Origin of the sequence: Marinobacter sp. F3R08, from assembly GCF_018860425.1 — a bacterium.
Lineage (GTDB): Bacteria > Pseudomonadota > Gammaproteobacteria > Pseudomonadales > Oleiphilaceae > Marinobacter.
The window spans coordinates 1-16,124 of the sequence record NZ_JAHKPI010000005.1 but is presented as its reverse complement, the minus strand read 5'-3'; the positions used below and the strand labels follow the sequence as shown (position 1 = coordinate 16,124).

Genomic DNA, 16,124 nt, shown 5'->3' with positions numbered 1-16,124 from the left:
GGAAATTTCTCACTCCATGCCCAGTTTCTTTAGACGGTACCTCAATGCCCGGAAACTGATTCCCAATCGTTTTGCTGCGGCGGTTTTATTCCACCGTGTCGCGTCCAGAGCTTTCTCAATGGCCTGTCGTTCGATTTTTTCCAGGTAACCCTCAAGATCAATTGCTCCGTCCGGAACCGATACGCTTTCACCAGTATGACGCTCTGCGATGATTTGGGAGGCGGAGGGTGCATGCTGAACGCCATTCCCCAGATGGAGATCGTCGGCGTTAATCTGGTCCGCATCGCACAGGGTAAATGCGCGCTCCAATATGTTTTCCAGTTCCCGGACATTGCCAGGGAAGTCGTAGTCCCGAAGCCGTTCGACGGCAGTGGGCGTTAACGATGCGGGGTCGCATTCATACTCTTTCGCGATTCGCTGCAGAATATGGTCGGAGAGCAGGGGGATGTCGTCCGGCCGTTCCCGCAAAGGTGGGACTGCCAGCTCGATCACGTTGATACGGTAGAAAAGATCCTGGCGGAAACTGCCTTCCTGCACCAGTTCCGGAAGGTTTTTGTGAGTGGCACTCAAGACCCGGATATCCACCGGCGCTTCTTTGGTATCGCCGACCGGCCGAACGGCTTTCTCCTGAATCGCGCGGAGTAGTTTAACCTGCATGGCCAAGGGCAAATCTGCGACCTCATCCAGGAATAATGTGCCGCCGTTGGCCGATCGGAACAGGCCGTCCTTGTTTTCAAGGGCGCCAGTAAAACTGCCTTTTTTGTGGCCAAAGAATTCGCTTTCCATCAATTCAGAGGGAATGGCGCCACAGTTAACGGCAATAAACGGACCTTCGCGTCGGGGCCCCTGAAGATGGATCATTCTGGCGACCAGTTCCTTACCGCTACCCGACTCGCCACTGATAAACACCGGCGCCTGGCTTCGGGCCAGTTTGCGGGTCTGGTTGCGAAGCTTGCTGATTTGCGGCGAGTTGCCAAGCAGCAGGCCAGGTTCATCGATCGCTTCTTCAATCTCAGCTTTGGGGCTCGACAGCTTCAACGCGCTGGTGACAAGTTCCCGCAACCGCGGCAACTCGACCGGTTTGGATACGAAATCGAAAGCGCCCGCTTTGAGTGATTCGATCGCAGTGTCCATGTTGCCATAAGCGGTAATCACGGCAACCGGGGTGGCGGGTGTGTGTCGCTGTATCCACTGCACCAGTTCGATACCGTTGCCATCCGGCAGGTTCATGTCAGTCAGGCAGAGATTGGGCTTGTTTTCCTCCAGCAGCTGTTTGGCGCTGGAGACGTCTGGCGCCGCGAAGGTTTTTATACCCATCCGGGTGAGGGTGATTTCAAGCAATCCCCGGATGTCCGGTTCATCATCAACGATAAGCGCTGTGTGTGTGGTCATCTTTTATTGTCGGTTCCATGTCGTTGTTCAAACGCCCGATATCCACCGGTGCGTGGTCAGATCATTCGCCCCGGATGAGCAAAGGTAATACGGAAACAGCAGCCAGGTTTATCATCTTCTACCAGGGAGAGATGTGCCTGATTAGCCTCGCACAGTTCTCGGGCCAGATAAAGCCCGAGGCCGGTTCCCGCCTTGTCCGTCGTATAAAATGGCTCGAAAACGGAGTCCCGGTTTTCTGGCGCAATTCCGGGCCCCATGTCACGAACATCGATGTAGGCCCGTTCGCCGTCATCGGTTGCCCCGGCATGTATCCCTATTTTTCGTTGTCCTGAGTGTTGCTGGCTGTAGCGCAGGCCGTTGTCGCACAGGTTAACCATGACCTGCTCTATCTGACTTTTGTCGAATCTGGCTGACGGCAACTGCGGGTCAATTTTGAGTACGATGTTGGCATCGGTACAGTCATCGTCCTGTGTCTGCAGAAAGTCTTCCCGGAATTCCTGGAGCCAGGGCGCCAGTTCTATCAGATCCGCATTGGCCGCTCGGCGCCGAGAAAGGTCAAGGACATTCTCAATAATCCCGTTCACCCGGCGGGAATGACGCCGAATAATCTCCAGCATGTGTCTGTCGCCGTCTTCAAGGTCGGGTGCTTCTTCCATCAGTTGTGCCGCATGACTGATTGCACCGAGTGGATTGCGTATCTCATGGGCGATACCCGCAGTCAGTCGCCCCAACGATGCAAGTTTCATCTGCTGGGCCTGCTGGGTGACTTTGCTCATGTCTTCAATGAAAACGAGAATCTGGTCACCCCGGTCCTGGTCCAGCTGGGTAAAGTTTGCCTGTAGCAGCGGTGATGTCGGTGATGCCTGGAACGCCTCAATTCGCTGTGCAGGATCTTTTAACCAGGTGTCGAGCCCCTGTTTAAGTGGCCTTGGCAATACAGTTGTACGCTCATGAATCGGTTCCGCCGCTTTGGGGGCGCCGTATAGAAGCTCTTCTGCAGCCGCGTTGGCAAGGCGGATCTGACCGAATCGGTCAAGTACCAGAATACCAGTGCGCATGCGCTGAATAATCTGTTGGTTGATTTTTTCCAGCTCGGCGATACTGCGGGCCCGGCTGCTGGCCAATGCTTCGCTGCGCATCATTCGGCGAGAGATGCTTTGCAGGATGAAAGCGGCCGCAAAGTAAAGGATGCCGAGCGATCCGGCACGGACAATGTCGTCGCCGGACTCTCCAAAAGCCAGAACCGCCCCCACTGAAACCCCCAGAGAGCATATTGCAGCCAGAGCCGCATAGAAGGTTCCCATGCGGCTCGGCGTCAGAATATTGCCCGCCGCTACGGACACGATTACCAGGTTGGCAAGACCGTTAGTAATACCTGTGCTGGCAAGCAGCAAGCCGTGCATGATCAGGATATCCAGCAGAATTGAAAGAGTAATGTGGCGTTGGCTTGGATGAAATCCGGCGATTAGCAGCAGGGCAATAAAAGCGTTCAGCGCCAGATATACGGATACGCCCGCCTGATAGTACGCCAGCAGGCGGAAACTCATATCAAAATTGATTGGATCTATAAAAAGTAACCCGACCAATATCAGGCTTATGACCAGTCGATATACGTTGTAGATCCTGAATAGCTTTTCATGTTGCAGGCTCGGAGGTGTTGGGTTGGACTTCCCGAGCGTTTCGGCCGGTTGTTCTGGTGTCTCTGCTGCCATGATTTACTGGAATCCGCTGTTGGTCGGAGGAAATTCACCTCTCTGCGGGGTTATAATAGCCTTTTCATGGCAATGAGTTACAGGAGCCGATTTATGTCCGTGTCCGGAAACCAGGCAGCGACCGCGGTGTCTGCCAGAAAATTGCGGGTAGTGATGGCCCAGCTGGATTTTCTGGTGGGTGATATACCCGGTAATACGAAGCTTGTCCTGGAGGCAGCTCGGCGGGCATGGTCTGAATATCAGGCGGATATTGTGGTTTTCCCGGAACTGTGCCTGACTGGTTATCCGCCGGAAGATTTGCTGCTGCGTCCAAGCCTGGAAGTGCGGGTTAGCGAAGCTCTGGAGCGATTGCAGGCGGAACCGCTGGAACCGGTGATCGTTATCGGTGCTCCTCTGCGTCAGGGCGCGCACCTGTACAATGCGGCGGTGGTGATTGATGGTGGAGAAATTACGGGCAGATATTTCAAGCGTTTCCCGCCTAACTATCAGGTGTTTGACGAGAAGCGATATTTCTCGGAAGGGCAAGAGGTTCTGACACTTGATATCCGGGGCGTTCCTGTAGGCATCACTGTCTGTGAAGATCTCTGGAAGGACGGGCCGGTGGAGGACTGTGCCGCCGCTGGTGCTCGCTTGATCCTGAATCTGAATGCATCGCCTTACGATATCGACAAGCAGGCACGTCGTAAGGCGCTCCTGGAACGTAAGTCCCGTGAGAATCTGGTCAGTATCGTGTACGTCAATCTGGTGGGTGGCCAGGACGAACTGGTTTTCGATGGTGGTTCCATGGTTTTTGACCATTCGGGCGAGCTCACGGCAGAGGTGGCTCAATTCGAAGAGGGACTGTACCCGGTAGACTTCCTTTGTGAACATCATTGCCAACCTGTGTCCCAGCCATTGCCGGAAGAGCCGTCGTTAGAGGCCAATGTCTATAACGCCTTGGTGACGGGTGTTCGGGATTACGTGAACAAGAACGGCTTTAAATCGGTGGTACTTGGCCTTTCAGGAGGCATCGATTCGGCGGTGACTCTGGCGGTCGCTGCTGATGCACTGGGAAAGGACCGGGTCCGAGCGGTGATGATGCCGTTTCGCTACACCTCCAGCATGAGTCTTGAAGACGCCGAGGCTGAGGCCATTGCGTTGGGCGTTCAATATGACGTGTTTTCCATTGAGCCTATGTACGATGCGTTCATGGAAACCTTGGCTGCCCCGTTCGAAGGCACTACTCCGGACACAACGGAGGAAAACCTGCAAGCGCGCCTGCGTGGTGTCCTGCTGATGTCTCTGTCCAACAAGTTCGGTTCACTGGTACTGACAACCGGGAACAAGAGCGAGATGGCGGTGGGTTACTCAACCCTCTATGGCGATATGGCTGGCGGCTTTGACGTCCTGAAAGATGTGCCTAAAACCCTGGTATTCCGTTTGGCCAGATACCGCAATACGCTCGCCAAGGAAGAGATCATTCCCGGGCGGGTGATCACCCGGCCTCCGTCTGCCGAGCTGGCGCCCGACCAGAAAGACGAAGACAGTTTGCCCGGTTACGACGTGCTGGATCAGATTCTGAATCTCTATGTAGAGCGAGATTTCAGCGCCGACGCGATCATTGCAGAGGGCTTTGCCCGAGTTGACGTTGAGCGGGTTATCCGCCTGGTGGACATTAACGAGTACAAGCGTCGGCAGGCGCCGATTGGTGTGAGGATTACCGAGCGAGGATTTGGCAAGGACCGTCGCTATCCAATTACGAACGGTTGGAAGAGTGGTAAGTAACGCGGGCGCCCGGGATCAGATTCTGTTCTGATCTGACCCCGGTTTCTGGTCTTACTCGTCGCCCATGAGGCCAAAGGTGACAGCGTTCATCAGTGAACGATTTTCTCCTTTTAGAAGATTCACCTCGAACTCGCCACTGTCATTGAACGCCTCGCTGTCCGGGAAATTGGTGCGAAGCATGGCAACAGCATCCTGGGCTCCTTTGTTCAGATCAAGAAAACGGAACGTTTCCGCGAGGATAATGAGGGCTTCTTCGGTAACTGTGGCCGTCGGATAATTTTCGATGATGTATCTCGCCCGATTGTTGGCAGCGACATAAGCCTGGCGTTTGACGTAATAGCGGGCGGCGTGAAGTTCAAGTTCCGCCATGCGATTGCGCACGGCAATCATTCGCTGGCGGGCATCTGCGACGTATTGGCTATCAGGGTAGCGGCTCAGCAGTTCCGAAAAATCCCGAAAAGACTGCAGCTGTTCGCCTGGATCCCGGGCTGCCGCTTCGATAGGGAAGTAGCGTGCAGCAAGCCCGATGTCCAGGTTGTATGAAGCAAGACCGCGCATGTAAAGCGCGTAGTCCGCATGGTCGCTTTGAGGGTTAAGGCGCAGAAAGCGGTCGGCCGCCGCGCGGGAGCCCTCAAGATCCAGATTCTGGTAGCGGGCATAAATCAGGTCGAGCTGTGCCTGTTCGGCGTAGCGGCCAAACGGATAGTAAGTTTCAAGAGAATCAAGATTTTGCTCTGCCTCGTTGAAATTGCCAGAGTTCATGGCCTGGCGGGCGTTCTCATAATAGGTCTTCTCCGGAAGCACTTCTTCCTGCTTGTGGGAGGCGCAGGCACTGACCAGAACAACCAGTGTGGAAAGTAGCAGTAAACGAAGACCTGATCTCATTCCGGAATCCCGTATAATGTCGATTAATTCAAGGGCAGTCATTGTAGCGGGGAACGCTCTCCATGTGCAGAGGAACGCCCCGTTGTTTCAAGTAATCTGACCGAAACGTAACACACACAGGCCCTGGGGGCTTAATGTCATCTGAAAAACGAATCGTTGCCAATTTTGTTGTGCCGCCGGAATTGAGTGATCGACGGCTTGACCAGGCCGCAGCAGAACTGATGCCTGAACATTCCCGATCCCGACTGCAGTCCTGGATTAAAAGCGGCGCGTTGACGGTGAATGGTGAGGCGCGAAAGCCTCGGGACAAAGTGATGCTGGATGACCGGCTGATGCTCGATGCCGAGCCAGAGGCTCAGGTGAGCTGGCAGGCGGAGGAAATCTCTCTGGATATTGTGTACCAGGACGAGCACTTGCTGGTAATCAATAAACCTGCGGGCCTGGTGGTACATCCGGCTGCCGGACATGCCGATGGAACGCTCGTCAATGCGCTGTTGAATTACGCGCCTGAAGTCGAGAATTTACCCAGGGCAGGTATTGTACACCGCCTCGACAAAGATACGTCTGGGATCATGGTTGTTGCTCGCAGTCTCATTGCGCATACGTCACTGGTCGATCAACTGCAAACCCGAACCATGGGGCGCGAGTATGAGGCCGTCGTGGTCGGTACCCTTACCGGCGGTGCTACGGTTGATGCGCCGATTGGCCGTCATCCGCGGGAGCGCAAGAAAATGGCAGTGGTTGCCTCTGGTAAACCGGCGGTCACACACTATCGTTTGGTGGAGCGTTTTTCGGCGCACACGCACGTTCGTTGCAAGCTGGAGAGCGGGCGAACGCATCAGATCCGGGTGCATATGGCCTATGTGAAACACCCGCTGGTGGGCGATCCGTTATACGGTGGTCGACTCAGGTTGCCCAAGGGAACCACCGAAGAGCTCCGGGAGGCTCTCTCGGCGTTCAATCGTCAGGCTCTTCACGCCCGGCAGTTGACCCTGGAACATCCGGAAACCGGTGAAATCCTGACCTGGGAGGTTCCTTTGCCCGAGGATATGGTTGCGCTGATCGAAGACTTGCGCAAACACGCCCGGGAGTTGGATAGCCGTGATTACTGATGAGAGCGCCATCAAGCCGGACTGGCCTGTGTCGGGTAGCGTGCGGGCCATAAGCACCACCCGGGAGGGAGGTATGAGCAGGCCGCCCTGGGCCACCCTCAATTTGGGAGCGCATGTCGGAGATTCTCCCGCCAAAGTACAGGAAAACCGGAGAAGGCTCGCAGAGCACATACAACTGGATATCGATCGGATTGGCTGGCTTGATCAGGTCCACGGCACCGATGTTGTAGAGCTTACCCCTGAAAACATCGGGCAGATCAGAAAGGCTGATGCCAGCTATACCCGCCACCCGGGCATAGCATGCGCCGTCCTCACCGCCGATTGTTTGCCCATTATTTTTGCGAATATCGAAGGTACGGTGGTTGGCGCCGCCCACTGCGGTTGGCGAAGTCTGTGTGGCGGAGTCATTGAGAAATTGGTGAGCGCTATGGAGGTCGCGCCTGAGGCTCTGCGAGTCTGGCTTGGACCGGCTATCGGCCCAGATAGCTTTGAGGTCGGCCCGGAGGTTCGTGATGGGTTCATAGAGAGCGACCCGGATCTTGCTGTTGCCTTCAAAACTGAAGGCGCCCGCCCCGGGCATTTCATGGCAGATCTCTGCGCTCTTGCCACATTGCGGCTCAATCACCTCGGTGTTACAGATGTCACTGGCGGAGGGATGTGTACTGTTAACGATGCGGATCGCTTCTTTTCTTACCGCAGAGATGGGCAGACCGGTCGCATGGCAACCTTGATCTGGTTGATATAACAGGCTCAGCGCCCAGCTGAAGACCTCATCTCGCCGCGTTACTGCTGAAGTGCGTCCCGGGATTGCACAAAATCCAAACATGACGACCGTCAATTTTCTGACGAATACTCGGATGCCACGCTTGAAGTCCCTCCGCTTGCCCCTACATTAAATGTCAAAGCAATCGAATATCCGCCGCAAGCGGCACCACGGTATTCGCAGACATTTGGGGAATGAGCACATGAGAATCGACAAGCTGACCAGCAAGCTGCAGACCGCACTCGCGGATGCGCAATCCATCGCGGTCGGGAAAGATCACAATTTCATCGAGCCGGTGCACCTGATGCAGGCACTGCTGGATCAGGAGGGCAGCGCTATCAAGCCGCTGCTCAAGCAGGCCGGTGCAGAGCCGGGACGTATTCGCCAGGCGATTGCTCGGGAAATCGAGAACCTGCCGGAGGTCCAGGGATCGGCCGGTGACGTTTCCATGTCCAATGACATGGGGCGTCTGTTCAACATTTCCGACAAGTTGGCCCAGAAGCGCAAAGACCAGTACATCTCCAGTGAGCTGATGTTGTTGGCCGCCCTAGAAGATCGCGGCACTCTTGGCCGGGTACTGCGGGAGCAGGGTGTTGATAAAGGAGCCGTGGAAAAGGCAATTGATGAGGTCCGCGGTGGCGAAGCCGTCAACGACGCCGGCGCCGAAGAAAACCGGCAGGCTCTGTCAAAGTACACCATCGATCTTACCGAGCGGGCAGAGGCGGGAAAGCTGGATCCGGTGATTGGTCGCGACGACGAAATCCGACGCACGATCCAGGTGCTGCAACGGCGTCGGAAAAACAATCCGGTGCTTATTGGTGAACCCGGCGTGGGTAAAACGGCGATCGTTGAGGGGCTTGCCCAGCGCATTGTCAACGGCGAGGTGCCCGATGGTCTCAAGGACAAGAAAGTCCTGTCGCTCGATATGGGTGCCCTGATTGCCGGCGCGAAATTCCGCGGTGAGTTCGAAGAGCGTCTGAAAGCCGTTCTGAACGAACTTTCAAAGCAGGAAGGTCAGATCATCCTGTTCATTGACGAAATCCACACCATGGTCGGTGCCGGCAAGGCTGAAGGTTCCATGGATGCCGGTAATATGCTCAAGCCGGCCCTGGCTCGCGGTGAACTGCACTGTGTGGGTGCGACCACCCTTGATGAATATCGTGAAAACATTGAGAAAGATGCCGCTCTTGAGCGCCGCTTCCAGAAGGTGCTGGTCAGCGAGCCCAGCGAGGAAGATACCATCGCTATCCTGCGAGGCCTGAAAGAGCGCTATGAGGTCCACCACGGGGTGGAAGTGACCGATGGTGCCATCATTGCTGCCGCGAAACTGTCTCACCGGTATATTGCCGACCGACAGCTGCCGGATAAGGCCATTGACCTGGTGGACGAGGCTGCTTCCCAGATTCGAATGGAGATGGACTCCAAGCCGGAGGCACTGGATCGCCTTGAGCGTCGCCTGATACAGCTGAAGATCGAGCGGGAGGCCCTCAAGAAAGAGACCGATGCTGCTTCGAAAAAGCGTCTGACCGAATTGTCCGCTGTGATTACCGGTGTTGAGCGTGAATACGCCGACCTGGAGGAAGTCTGGAATACCGAAAAAGCGGCTCTTCACGGTTCTCAGAAGATCAAGAGCCGGCTGGAGCAGGCACGGATTGACCTCGAGAACGCGCGTCGTGCAGGTGATCTCGGCAAGATGTCGGAACTCCAGTATGGCCAGATTCCCGAGTTAGAGCGCCAGCTGGATATGGCCAGTCAGGCCGAGATGATGGAAATGAAGTTGCTCAGGAACCGGGTGACAGACGAGGAGATCGCCGAGATCGTTTCCAAGTGGACCGGAATTCCAGTCTCCAAGATGCTTGAGGGTGAGCGCGATAAGCTGATGCGCATGGAAGAAGCACTGCACGACCGGGTTATTGGTCAGGATGAAGCTGTTGAAGCGGTATCTAACGCGGTACGTCGCTCCCGGGCTGGTCTGTCTGATCCGAATCGCCCCAACGGTTCGTTCCTGTTCCTTGGGCCGACTGGTGTAGGTAAAACCGAGTTGTGCAAGTCTCTGGCCTCGTTCTTGTTCGATACCGAGGAGGCTATGGTTCGCATCGATATGTCTGAGTTTATGGAGAAGCATTCCGTTGCTCGGCTGATTGGTGCGCCTCCAGGGTATGTGGGCTACGAGGAAGGCGGCTACCTCACCGAAGCTGTTCGCCGTAGGCCTTATTCAGTATTGCTGCTGGATGAGGTGGAAAAAGCGCATCCGGATGTGTTCAACATTCTGCTGCAGGTGCTTGAGGATGGTCGCTTGACGGATGGGCAGGGTCGAACCGTGGACTTCCGCAACACTGTAATTGTCATGACCTCAAACCTTGGCTCGGACATCATCCAGCAGAAGGCCGGCGAGGGAAATTACGAATCCATGAAAAATGCAGTCATGGAGGTGGTAGGCAGTCACTTCCGGCCTGAGTTCATCAATCGGGTGGATGAGGTGGTGGTCTTCCATCCCCTGGCGGAGAATCAGATCCAGGGCATTGCCCGGATTCAGATCGAGTCTTTGAGCAAGCGTTTGAAAGAGCAGGATATGACGCTTGAGTTGGATGCTGCTGCGATGGAATTGCTGGCCGAAGTGGGGTACGACCCGGTCTACGGAGCGCGGCCGTTGAAGCGGGCTATCCAGCGTATGATCGAGAATCCGCTGGCTCAGAGGTTACTCAAAGGAGAATTCGTGCCAGGTGATGTGATCAGGGGGGAGGTGAAGGATCACCAGCTCGACTTTACCAAGGCTTGAGTCGAAATTCAGGGTCAGATGAAGGTTTTCATCTGACCCTTATCCCGACGTTACTGCTCTGCAGGCTCACAATTCTCTTCAGCTATCCGCTCAAACTCCGCCCGTTTCTCGGCGATCTCTTCCTCAGAGAGGTAGCGCTGCTCTCCATTTTCTTCAACCCGTATACGTGCATTGAGCTTAATCACATCCAGGTTGGAGCGCGCCGTCGCGCAGTTTGCGTCTCTCTGTTTTCTCAGGGCTTCTTCAGCGGCCGTTGCCTGTCGCTGTTCTGCTTCGGTTGCCTGCTGTTCCTGCTGGTTCTGCAGGCGTTCCTGAGGGCTTTGCTGATTGCCGGATGCATCCGCAGATGTGCCTGAACGAACGTTGACCCGTTCGGCCTTTGCGCCTGTGGGCTGCCGGTCGCCAAAATGAATAACACCGTTTTCGTCTGTCCATTTGTACACAGATGCGCCCATGGCGGCACCTGGTACAATGACCATTAATAAGGTCAGCGTCAGGATTTTTCTGTTCATGGCTCTACTCGCATACGTTCACTGCTCCCGGGCAGGTAGACAACCTGGATGAACCGGGCCCGTTTTTTCTCCGATCATTATCGCCTATCATGCCACCTGAGTTGAGGTTTTTCTTCCATCTGGTTCAAAACTTTGTATCGAAATTGTGTCGGGCATGACCGACCTTGGGCCAGTATAGGCACAGAATCCTGCAAGGGCTATTGACAGGGAGTTTCGCGCTGTCAGAATTACCGATTGCCTGAAGACTGGGGTCAATACGGCAGGCAATCCCGAGCGAGTAACCCCCGTTAATTACCACACTGAACGTGCCGCGCCTCTGTCGCGGGATGGTTGTTGCTTACGTGCAACCCGTTGATTGGCCGTTCTCCGCAACCCTCAGGAGGGCGGCTGGCCAGGAGACAACCTCTCAACACGGTGTGGAGGAGTAGCCGGTTCCGCTTTCACAAGAAGCAGGGATACCGTGAATCCAGGCAACCGGGCTCAGTCCCGGCTCATTCACTCGTAGAAGAGGGTAGAAAATCGTGGAGTTATTGTCTGGCGCCGATATGCTGATCCGGTCTCTTCAAGATGAAGGGATCGAATACATATATGGCTATCCGGGTGGTGCAGCCCTTCATATTTATGATGCGTTGTTCAGGCAGGACAAGGTCAAGCACATTCTGGTGAGGCACGAGCAAGCGGCGGTCCACATGGCTGATGGCTATGCCCGTGCAACCGGAAAGCCAGGGACTGTTCTGGTGACGTCGGGTCCTGGAGCCACTAACACCATCACTGGCATCGCCACCGCATTTATGGATTCCATTCCGATGGTGGTTCTGTGCGGGCAGGTCGCGTCCACCCTTATAGGTGAGGACGCTTTCCAGGAAACCGATATGATGGGCGTCTCCCGCCCGGTCGTTAAGCACAACCTCAGCGTTCGTCATCCCGAGGAGATCCCGGAAATCATCCGCAAGGCGTACTATATCGCCGCCACTGGCCGTCCCGGCCCGGTTGTTGTGGATATTCCCAAGGATATGACCACGCCGAATGAGCGGTATGAGTACTTATACCCGAAGAAGGTCAAGTTGCGTTCCTATAATCCCGCTATCCGCGGTCATGCGGGTCAGATCAAGAAAGCGGTCGACATGATGCTGGCGGCCAAGCGACCGATTATCTACGCCGGCGGCGGGGTAATTCTTGGCAAGGCGTCGGACCTACTGACCGAGCTGGTCCGGATGCTGGGGTATCCGATCACCAATACGCTGATGGGCATTGGCTGTTACCCGGCCAGTGACAAGCAGCACCTCGGCTGGCTTGGTATGCATGGCACCTACGAAGCCAATATGGCCATGCATCACTCGGATCTGATCCTCTGTGTAGGGGCCCGCTTCGACGATCGCGTTACCAATGCGACCGAGAAGTTCTGTCCGGGTGCTCGAATTATCCATATCGACATTGATCCCGCTTCGATTTCCAAGACGGTAGATGCAGATGTGCCGATTGTTGGGCCAGTAGACGCGGTGCTCAAGGAAATGTTGTCGCTGGTCAGGGAAAGCAAGGAAAAGCCCGACTCGGATGCGATTGCTTCCTGGTGGAAGCAGATTGACGAATGGCGGGCATTTCATGGCATGCGGTATGAGACAAGTCCCGATGTGATCAAGCCGCAGGAAGTGATTGAAATGCTGTGTCGTCTGACCAATGGTGAGGCATTCGTAGCTTCCGATGTTGGCCAGCACCAGATGTTTGCTGCCCAGTATTATAAGTTCGATAAGCCTAACCGCTGGATCAACTCCGGTGGTCTGGGCACCATGGGGTTCGGATTGCCCGCAGCCATGGGGGTCAAGTTGACCCATCCGGACGATGAGGTTCTGTGCATTACAGGTGAAGGTAGTATCCAGATGAATATTCAGGAGCTGTCCACCTGCAAACAATACAACCTGCCAGTGAAAATTATTAACCTGAATAACCAGGCGTTGGGCATGGTGAAGCAATGGCAGGATATGAACTACGAATCCCGTCATGCCGAGTCTTATATGGAGTCGCTGCCTGATTTCATCAAGCTGGCGGAGTCATACGGCCACCGTGGTGTCCGGATTGAAAAGAAGGAAGATCTGGAGACCAAGCTGAAAGAAGTTCTGGCAATGAAAGATGACCTGGTATTCGTGGATATCTATGTGGATCGGTTTGAACACGTGTATCCGATGCAGGTTGCCCGTGGTGCCATGAAGGATATGTGGCTCAGCAAAACGGAGAGGGTGTGATCATGCGTCGAATCATTTCTGTTTTGCTTGAGAACGAACCGGGAGCACTGTCAAGAGTTGTCGGTTTGTTCTCCCAGCGTAACTATAATATCGAAACACTGACTGTGGCCCCGACCGAAGATGAGTCCCTGTCCCGTCTGACTGTGACCACGTCGGGCTCGGATAAGGTGATCGAACAGATTACCAAGCAACTTAACAAGCTTATTGAAGTGGTTAAATTGGTGGATCTGACCGAAGGTGCCCATATTGAGCGCGAGCTGATGCTGGTGAAGCTGAAAGCCACCGGCTCTCAGCGTGCCGAGATCAAGCGTACGGTAGATATCTTTCGTGGCCAGATTGTTGATGTGACCAGTTCGGTTTACACGGTGCAGCTGGCGGGTGACAGCGATAAGCTGGACGGCTTTATTCAGGCCGTCGGCACTTCGGGCGTGCTGGAAGTGGTGCGCAGTGGTGTGTCCGGTATCGCCCGGGGCGAGAAGGTGCTCAGCCTTTAACAATTTCAAACAGGGTTTGAACATTTTGGCCCTCCGGGGTCATCACAAATAACAGAGGTTTCTCATGCAGGTTTACTACGATAAGGATTGCGATCTTTCCATCATCCAGGGCAAGAAAGTTGCCATCATCGGCTTCGGTTCTCAGGGGCATGCTCACGCTTGCAACCTGAAGGAATCCGGCGTTGACGTAACCGTGGGTCTGCGCCCCGGTTCTTCTTCAATCGCCAAGGCGGAAGCCTATGGCCTGAAGACCAATGATGTGCCTTCTGCTGTTGCTGCAGCCGACGTGGTGATGGTTCTTACCCCGGATGAGTTTCAGGCTCAGCTCTATGCCGCTGAAATCGAGCCGAACCTGAAGCAGGGCGCAACTCTGGCATTCGCCCATGGCTTTGCTATCCACTACAACCAGATTGTGCCGCGCAAAGATCTGGACGTTATCATGGTTGCCCCCAAGGCACCTGGTCATACGGTTCGCACCGAGTTTGCCAATGGTGGCGGTATTCCCGACCTCATTGCGATTTTCCAGGATGCCTCCGGCAACGCCAAGAACCTGGCTTTGTCATACGCTAGCGGTATTGGTGGCGGTCGTACAGGTATCATCGAGACGTCCTTCAAGGATGAGACTGAAACCGATCTGTTCGGCGAGCAGGCGGTTCTGTGTGGTGGCGCCGTGGAATTGGTCAAAGCTGGCTTCGAGACTCTGGTTGAAGCCGGTTATGCACCAGAAATGGCTTACTTTGAGTGTCTGCATGAGCTGAAGCTGATCGTGGACCTGATGTACGAAGGTGGCATCGCGAATATGAACTACTCCATCTCCAATAATGCGGAGTACGGTGAATACGTGACAGGGCCTGAGGTTATCAACGAGGAGTCCCGTGAAGCCATGCGCAACGCACTGAAGCGTATCCAGAGTGGTGAGTACGCCAAGATGTTTATCTCTGAAGGCGCTCTGAACTACCCGTCCATGACTGCGCGTCGTCGTCAGAACGCTGCTCACGACATCGAAGTCGTTGGTGAGAAGCTGCGAGGAATGATGCCGTGGATCTCCGCGAACAAGATCGTGGATAAGGACAAAAACTAAGCGGAATTCCGCCTGGTTTTGAAAAACGCGGCCCGGGTGGCCGCGTTTTTCGTATATACTCCGCCCAAATGCTTTCCGGAGTAGTGGGAATGACTGAAGAAAGAAAATCCGCCGAAGATAATCAAGCCCCGGAGTATGAAGTGGAGGCCGGGGAAGTGGTCGAAGAAGAGCTTGTTGAGGGTGCGCCAGTTCGTCGCAAGGGTATCTACCTCCTTCCAAACGCCCTCACAACAGCGTCTCTGTTTTCGGGCTTCTATGCCATAGTATCTGCTGCAAACGGCGTCTTTGATAACGCTGCAATTGCCATTTTTGTCTCGATGATCCTGGATGGTCTGGATGGTCGTGTAGCCAGGATGACCAACACCCAGAGCAAGTTCGGCGAGGAGTACGACAGCCTTGCCGATATGGTGGCTTTTGGTGTTGCTCCGGGGCTTGTTGCCTTTTTCTGGTCCCTGAACGCTTTCGATAAAGTTGGCTGGGCCATCACCTTTATCTACGTGGCCGGGGCAGCCTTGCGTTTGGCTCGTTTCAATACGCAGATTGGTTCGGTCGACAAAAAATTCTTTGTTGGTTTGCCAAGTCCTGCTGCGGCGGCCTGTGTTGCTGGCCTGGTCTGGTGCTTTCATCTTTTCGAACCGTCCACTTGGCTTACGTTGTTGACGATGTTCGTGGTTGGAGGAACCGGTGTTCTGATGGTCAGCAATATCCTGTACCGCAGCTTTAAAGATCTGGATCTTCGTGGCCGCGTACCTTTCGCCGCGATTCTTCTTGTTGTGCTGGTATTTGTCGTAGTCGCTCTTGATCCGGCTACCGTGCTCTTTACAGGGTTCCTGTTGTACGCCTTGTCTGGCCCGGTACGTGCCCTGTTTCGCGGTAAGCCGCGAAAAGCGGCTGATACTGCTGATTGACTTCCCTGTTCCCCGGACCTCTCTGGCGAGGTTCGGGGGCATTCTCTCCTCTTGCAGCGTTCCCTCTGATCTTTCTTGCCTAGTCTCCGCGATTCTTGCCCATGTATGGCGCGTTTGGCCTCGGTCTGCCTGGCGTTCCTAGAGTGCCGTGAACTGATCTTTTTCCCAAGACAGGTTCTTTACGACAACAGGTATACGTCGCGTCAGATAGAAGTTGGCATTACCAGGTTCGTTAGCTGCTATTGCCTGTCGACTTGATTTCCCGCAGAAGAGTCCCGGTATTGCCTGAAAAGCGACCGGTTTGATCGATATCTGAGCGGGGGAGTAGGGGGAAACCGAGATACTTGCCAATTAATTTAAAAACGTCGTTGACAGTTTCTCTGACGCCTGTAGAATGCGCATCTCTTTCGAGGGGAACGCCACTGAGGCGGTTCGGAAATCGAGAGATAACTGTTTGAAAGTGCTGAAGAAAATGAGTTTTA

Annotated in this window: 13 protein-coding genes; 8 read left to right on the top strand and 5 right to left on the bottom strand. The window is 54.8% G+C overall.

Annotated elements, in window-relative coordinates; all coding sequences use genetic code 11:
- Window positions 1–9 precede the first annotated feature (9 nt).
- Together KO499_RS00915 and KO499_RS00910 are read right to left on the bottom strand one after the other, a co-directional pair.
- Window positions 10–1,392 (bottom strand): sigma-54-dependent transcriptional regulator, encoded by a 1,383-nt coding sequence (locus KO499_RS00915; RefSeq protein ID WP_215981885.1) that lies wholly within the window; start codon window positions 1,390–1,392, stop codon window positions 10–12.
- A 56-nt stretch (window positions 1,393–1,448) separates the two neighbouring features.
- Window positions 1,449–3,104 carry an ATP-binding protein gene (locus tag KO499_RS00910; protein ID WP_215981884.1) on the bottom strand — a complete coding sequence of 552 codons (1,656 nt, stop codon included), beginning with the start codon at window positions 3,102–3,104 and terminating at the stop codon, window positions 1,449–1,451.
- Between the two features lie 93 nt (window positions 3,105–3,197).
- On the opposite strand from KO499_RS00910, the gene KO499_RS00905 reads away from it, so the two are divergent.
- Window positions 3,198–4,868: an NAD+ synthase gene (locus tag KO499_RS00905; RefSeq protein WP_215981883.1), complete on the top strand. Its 1,671-nt coding sequence runs from the start codon at window positions 3,198–3,200 to the stop codon at window positions 4,866–4,868.
- A gap of 51 nt (window positions 4,869–4,919) precedes the next feature.
- On the opposite strand, the gene KO499_RS00900 is transcribed toward KO499_RS00905, so the two are convergent.
- Complete coding sequence (locus KO499_RS00900) at window positions 4,920–5,753, bottom strand: outer membrane protein assembly factor BamD (RefSeq protein ID WP_215981882.1); 834 nt, start codon at window positions 5,751–5,753, stop codon at window positions 4,920–4,922.
- A gap of 134 nt (window positions 5,754–5,887) precedes the next feature.
- Here KO499_RS00900 and rluD point away from each other — a divergent pair, with 134 nt between their 5' ends.
- The 3 genes from rluD (at window position 5,888) to clpB (ending at window position 10,407) form a co-directional block, all read left to right on the top strand.
- Entirely contained in the window at window positions 5,888–6,865 is a 978-nt protein-coding gene (gene rluD, locus KO499_RS00895; RefSeq protein WP_215981881.1) for a 23S rRNA pseudouridine(1911/1915/1917) synthase RluD, read from the top strand.
- A complete protein-coding gene (pgeF, locus tag KO499_RS00890) occupies window positions 6,855–7,610 on the top strand; it encodes a peptidoglycan editing factor PgeF (RefSeq protein ID WP_215981880.1) in 756 nt (251 codons plus the stop codon). Before rluD ends, pgeF begins: the two co-directional genes overlap by 11 nt.
- Window positions 7,611–7,830: 220 nt before the next feature.
- Entirely contained in the window at window positions 7,831–10,407 is a 2,577-nt protein-coding gene (clpB, locus tag KO499_RS00885) for an ATP-dependent chaperone ClpB (RefSeq protein ID WP_215981879.1), read from the top strand.
- Between the two features lie 50 nt (window positions 10,408–10,457).
- Here clpB and KO499_RS00880 read toward each other — a convergent pair whose 3' ends face one another.
- Window positions 10,458–10,919, bottom strand: coding sequence for a DUF4124 domain-containing protein (locus KO499_RS00880; RefSeq protein ID WP_215981878.1), 462 nt, complete (start codon window positions 10,917–10,919; stop codon window positions 10,458–10,460).
- A gap of 521 nt (window positions 10,920–11,440) precedes the next feature.
- Here KO499_RS00880 and KO499_RS00875 point away from each other — a divergent pair.
- From KO499_RS00875 to pssA, 4 genes are all read left to right on the top strand, one after another.
- Complete coding sequence (locus KO499_RS00875; protein WP_215981877.1) at window positions 11,441–13,159, top strand: acetolactate synthase 3 large subunit; 1,719 nt, start codon at window positions 11,441–11,443, stop codon at window positions 13,157–13,159.
- A 2-nt stretch (window positions 13,160–13,161) separates the two neighbouring features.
- Window positions 13,162–13,653 (top strand): acetolactate synthase small subunit, encoded by a 492-nt coding sequence (ilvN, locus tag KO499_RS00870; RefSeq protein ID WP_215981876.1) that lies wholly within the window; start codon window positions 13,162–13,164, stop codon window positions 13,651–13,653.
- A 64-nt stretch (window positions 13,654–13,717) separates the two neighbouring features.
- Window positions 13,718–14,734, top strand: a complete 1,017-nt coding sequence (ilvC, locus tag KO499_RS00865; protein WP_215981875.1) for a ketol-acid reductoisomerase — start codon at window positions 13,718–13,720, stop codon at window positions 14,732–14,734.
- Between the two features lie 89 nt (window positions 14,735–14,823).
- Window positions 14,824–15,642 carry a CDP-diacylglycerol--serine O-phosphatidyltransferase gene (gene pssA, locus KO499_RS00860; protein ID WP_215981874.1) on the top strand — a complete coding sequence of 273 codons (819 nt, stop codon included), beginning with the start codon at window positions 14,824–14,826 and terminating at the stop codon, window positions 15,640–15,642.
- Between the two features lie 232 nt (window positions 15,643–15,874).
- On the opposite strand, the gene KO499_RS00855 is transcribed toward pssA, so the two are convergent.
- Window positions 15,875–16,124 (bottom strand): hypothetical protein (locus tag KO499_RS00855; RefSeq protein ID WP_215981873.1); only part of this gene is annotated, 250 nt, incomplete at its 5' end.

Coding starts and splice junctions, on each gene's coding strand:
- ilvN (WP_215981876.1), top strand. CDS start 13,162: ATGCGTCGAATCATTTCTGTTTTGCTTGAGAACGAACCGGGAGCACTG.
- pssA (WP_215981874.1), top strand. CDS start 14,824: ATGACTGAAGAAAGAAAATCCGCCGAAGATAATCAAGCCCCGGAGTAT.
- KO499_RS00915 (WP_215981885.1), bottom strand. CDS start 1,392: ATGACCACACACACAGCGCTTATCGTTGATGATGAACCGGACATCCGG.
- KO499_RS00880 (WP_215981878.1), bottom strand. CDS start 10,919: ATGAACAGAAAAATCCTGACGCTGACCTTATTAATGGTCATTGTACCA.
- KO499_RS00900 (WP_215981882.1), bottom strand. CDS start 5,753: ATGAGATCAGGTCTTCGTTTACTGCTACTTTCCACACTGGTTGTTCTG.
- KO499_RS00910 (WP_215981884.1), bottom strand. CDS start 3,104: ATGGCAGCAGAGACACCAGAACAACCGGCCGAAACGCTCGGGAAGTCC.
- ilvC (WP_215981875.1), top strand. CDS start 13,718: ATGCAGGTTTACTACGATAAGGATTGCGATCTTTCCATCATCCAGGGC.
- rluD (WP_215981881.1), top strand. CDS start 5,888: ATGTCATCTGAAAAACGAATCGTTGCCAATTTTGTTGTGCCGCCGGAA.
- KO499_RS00905 (WP_215981883.1), top strand. CDS start 3,198: ATGTCCGTGTCCGGAAACCAGGCAGCGACCGCGGTGTCTGCCAGAAAA.
- clpB (WP_215981879.1), top strand. CDS start 7,831: ATGAGAATCGACAAGCTGACCAGCAAGCTGCAGACCGCACTCGCGGAT.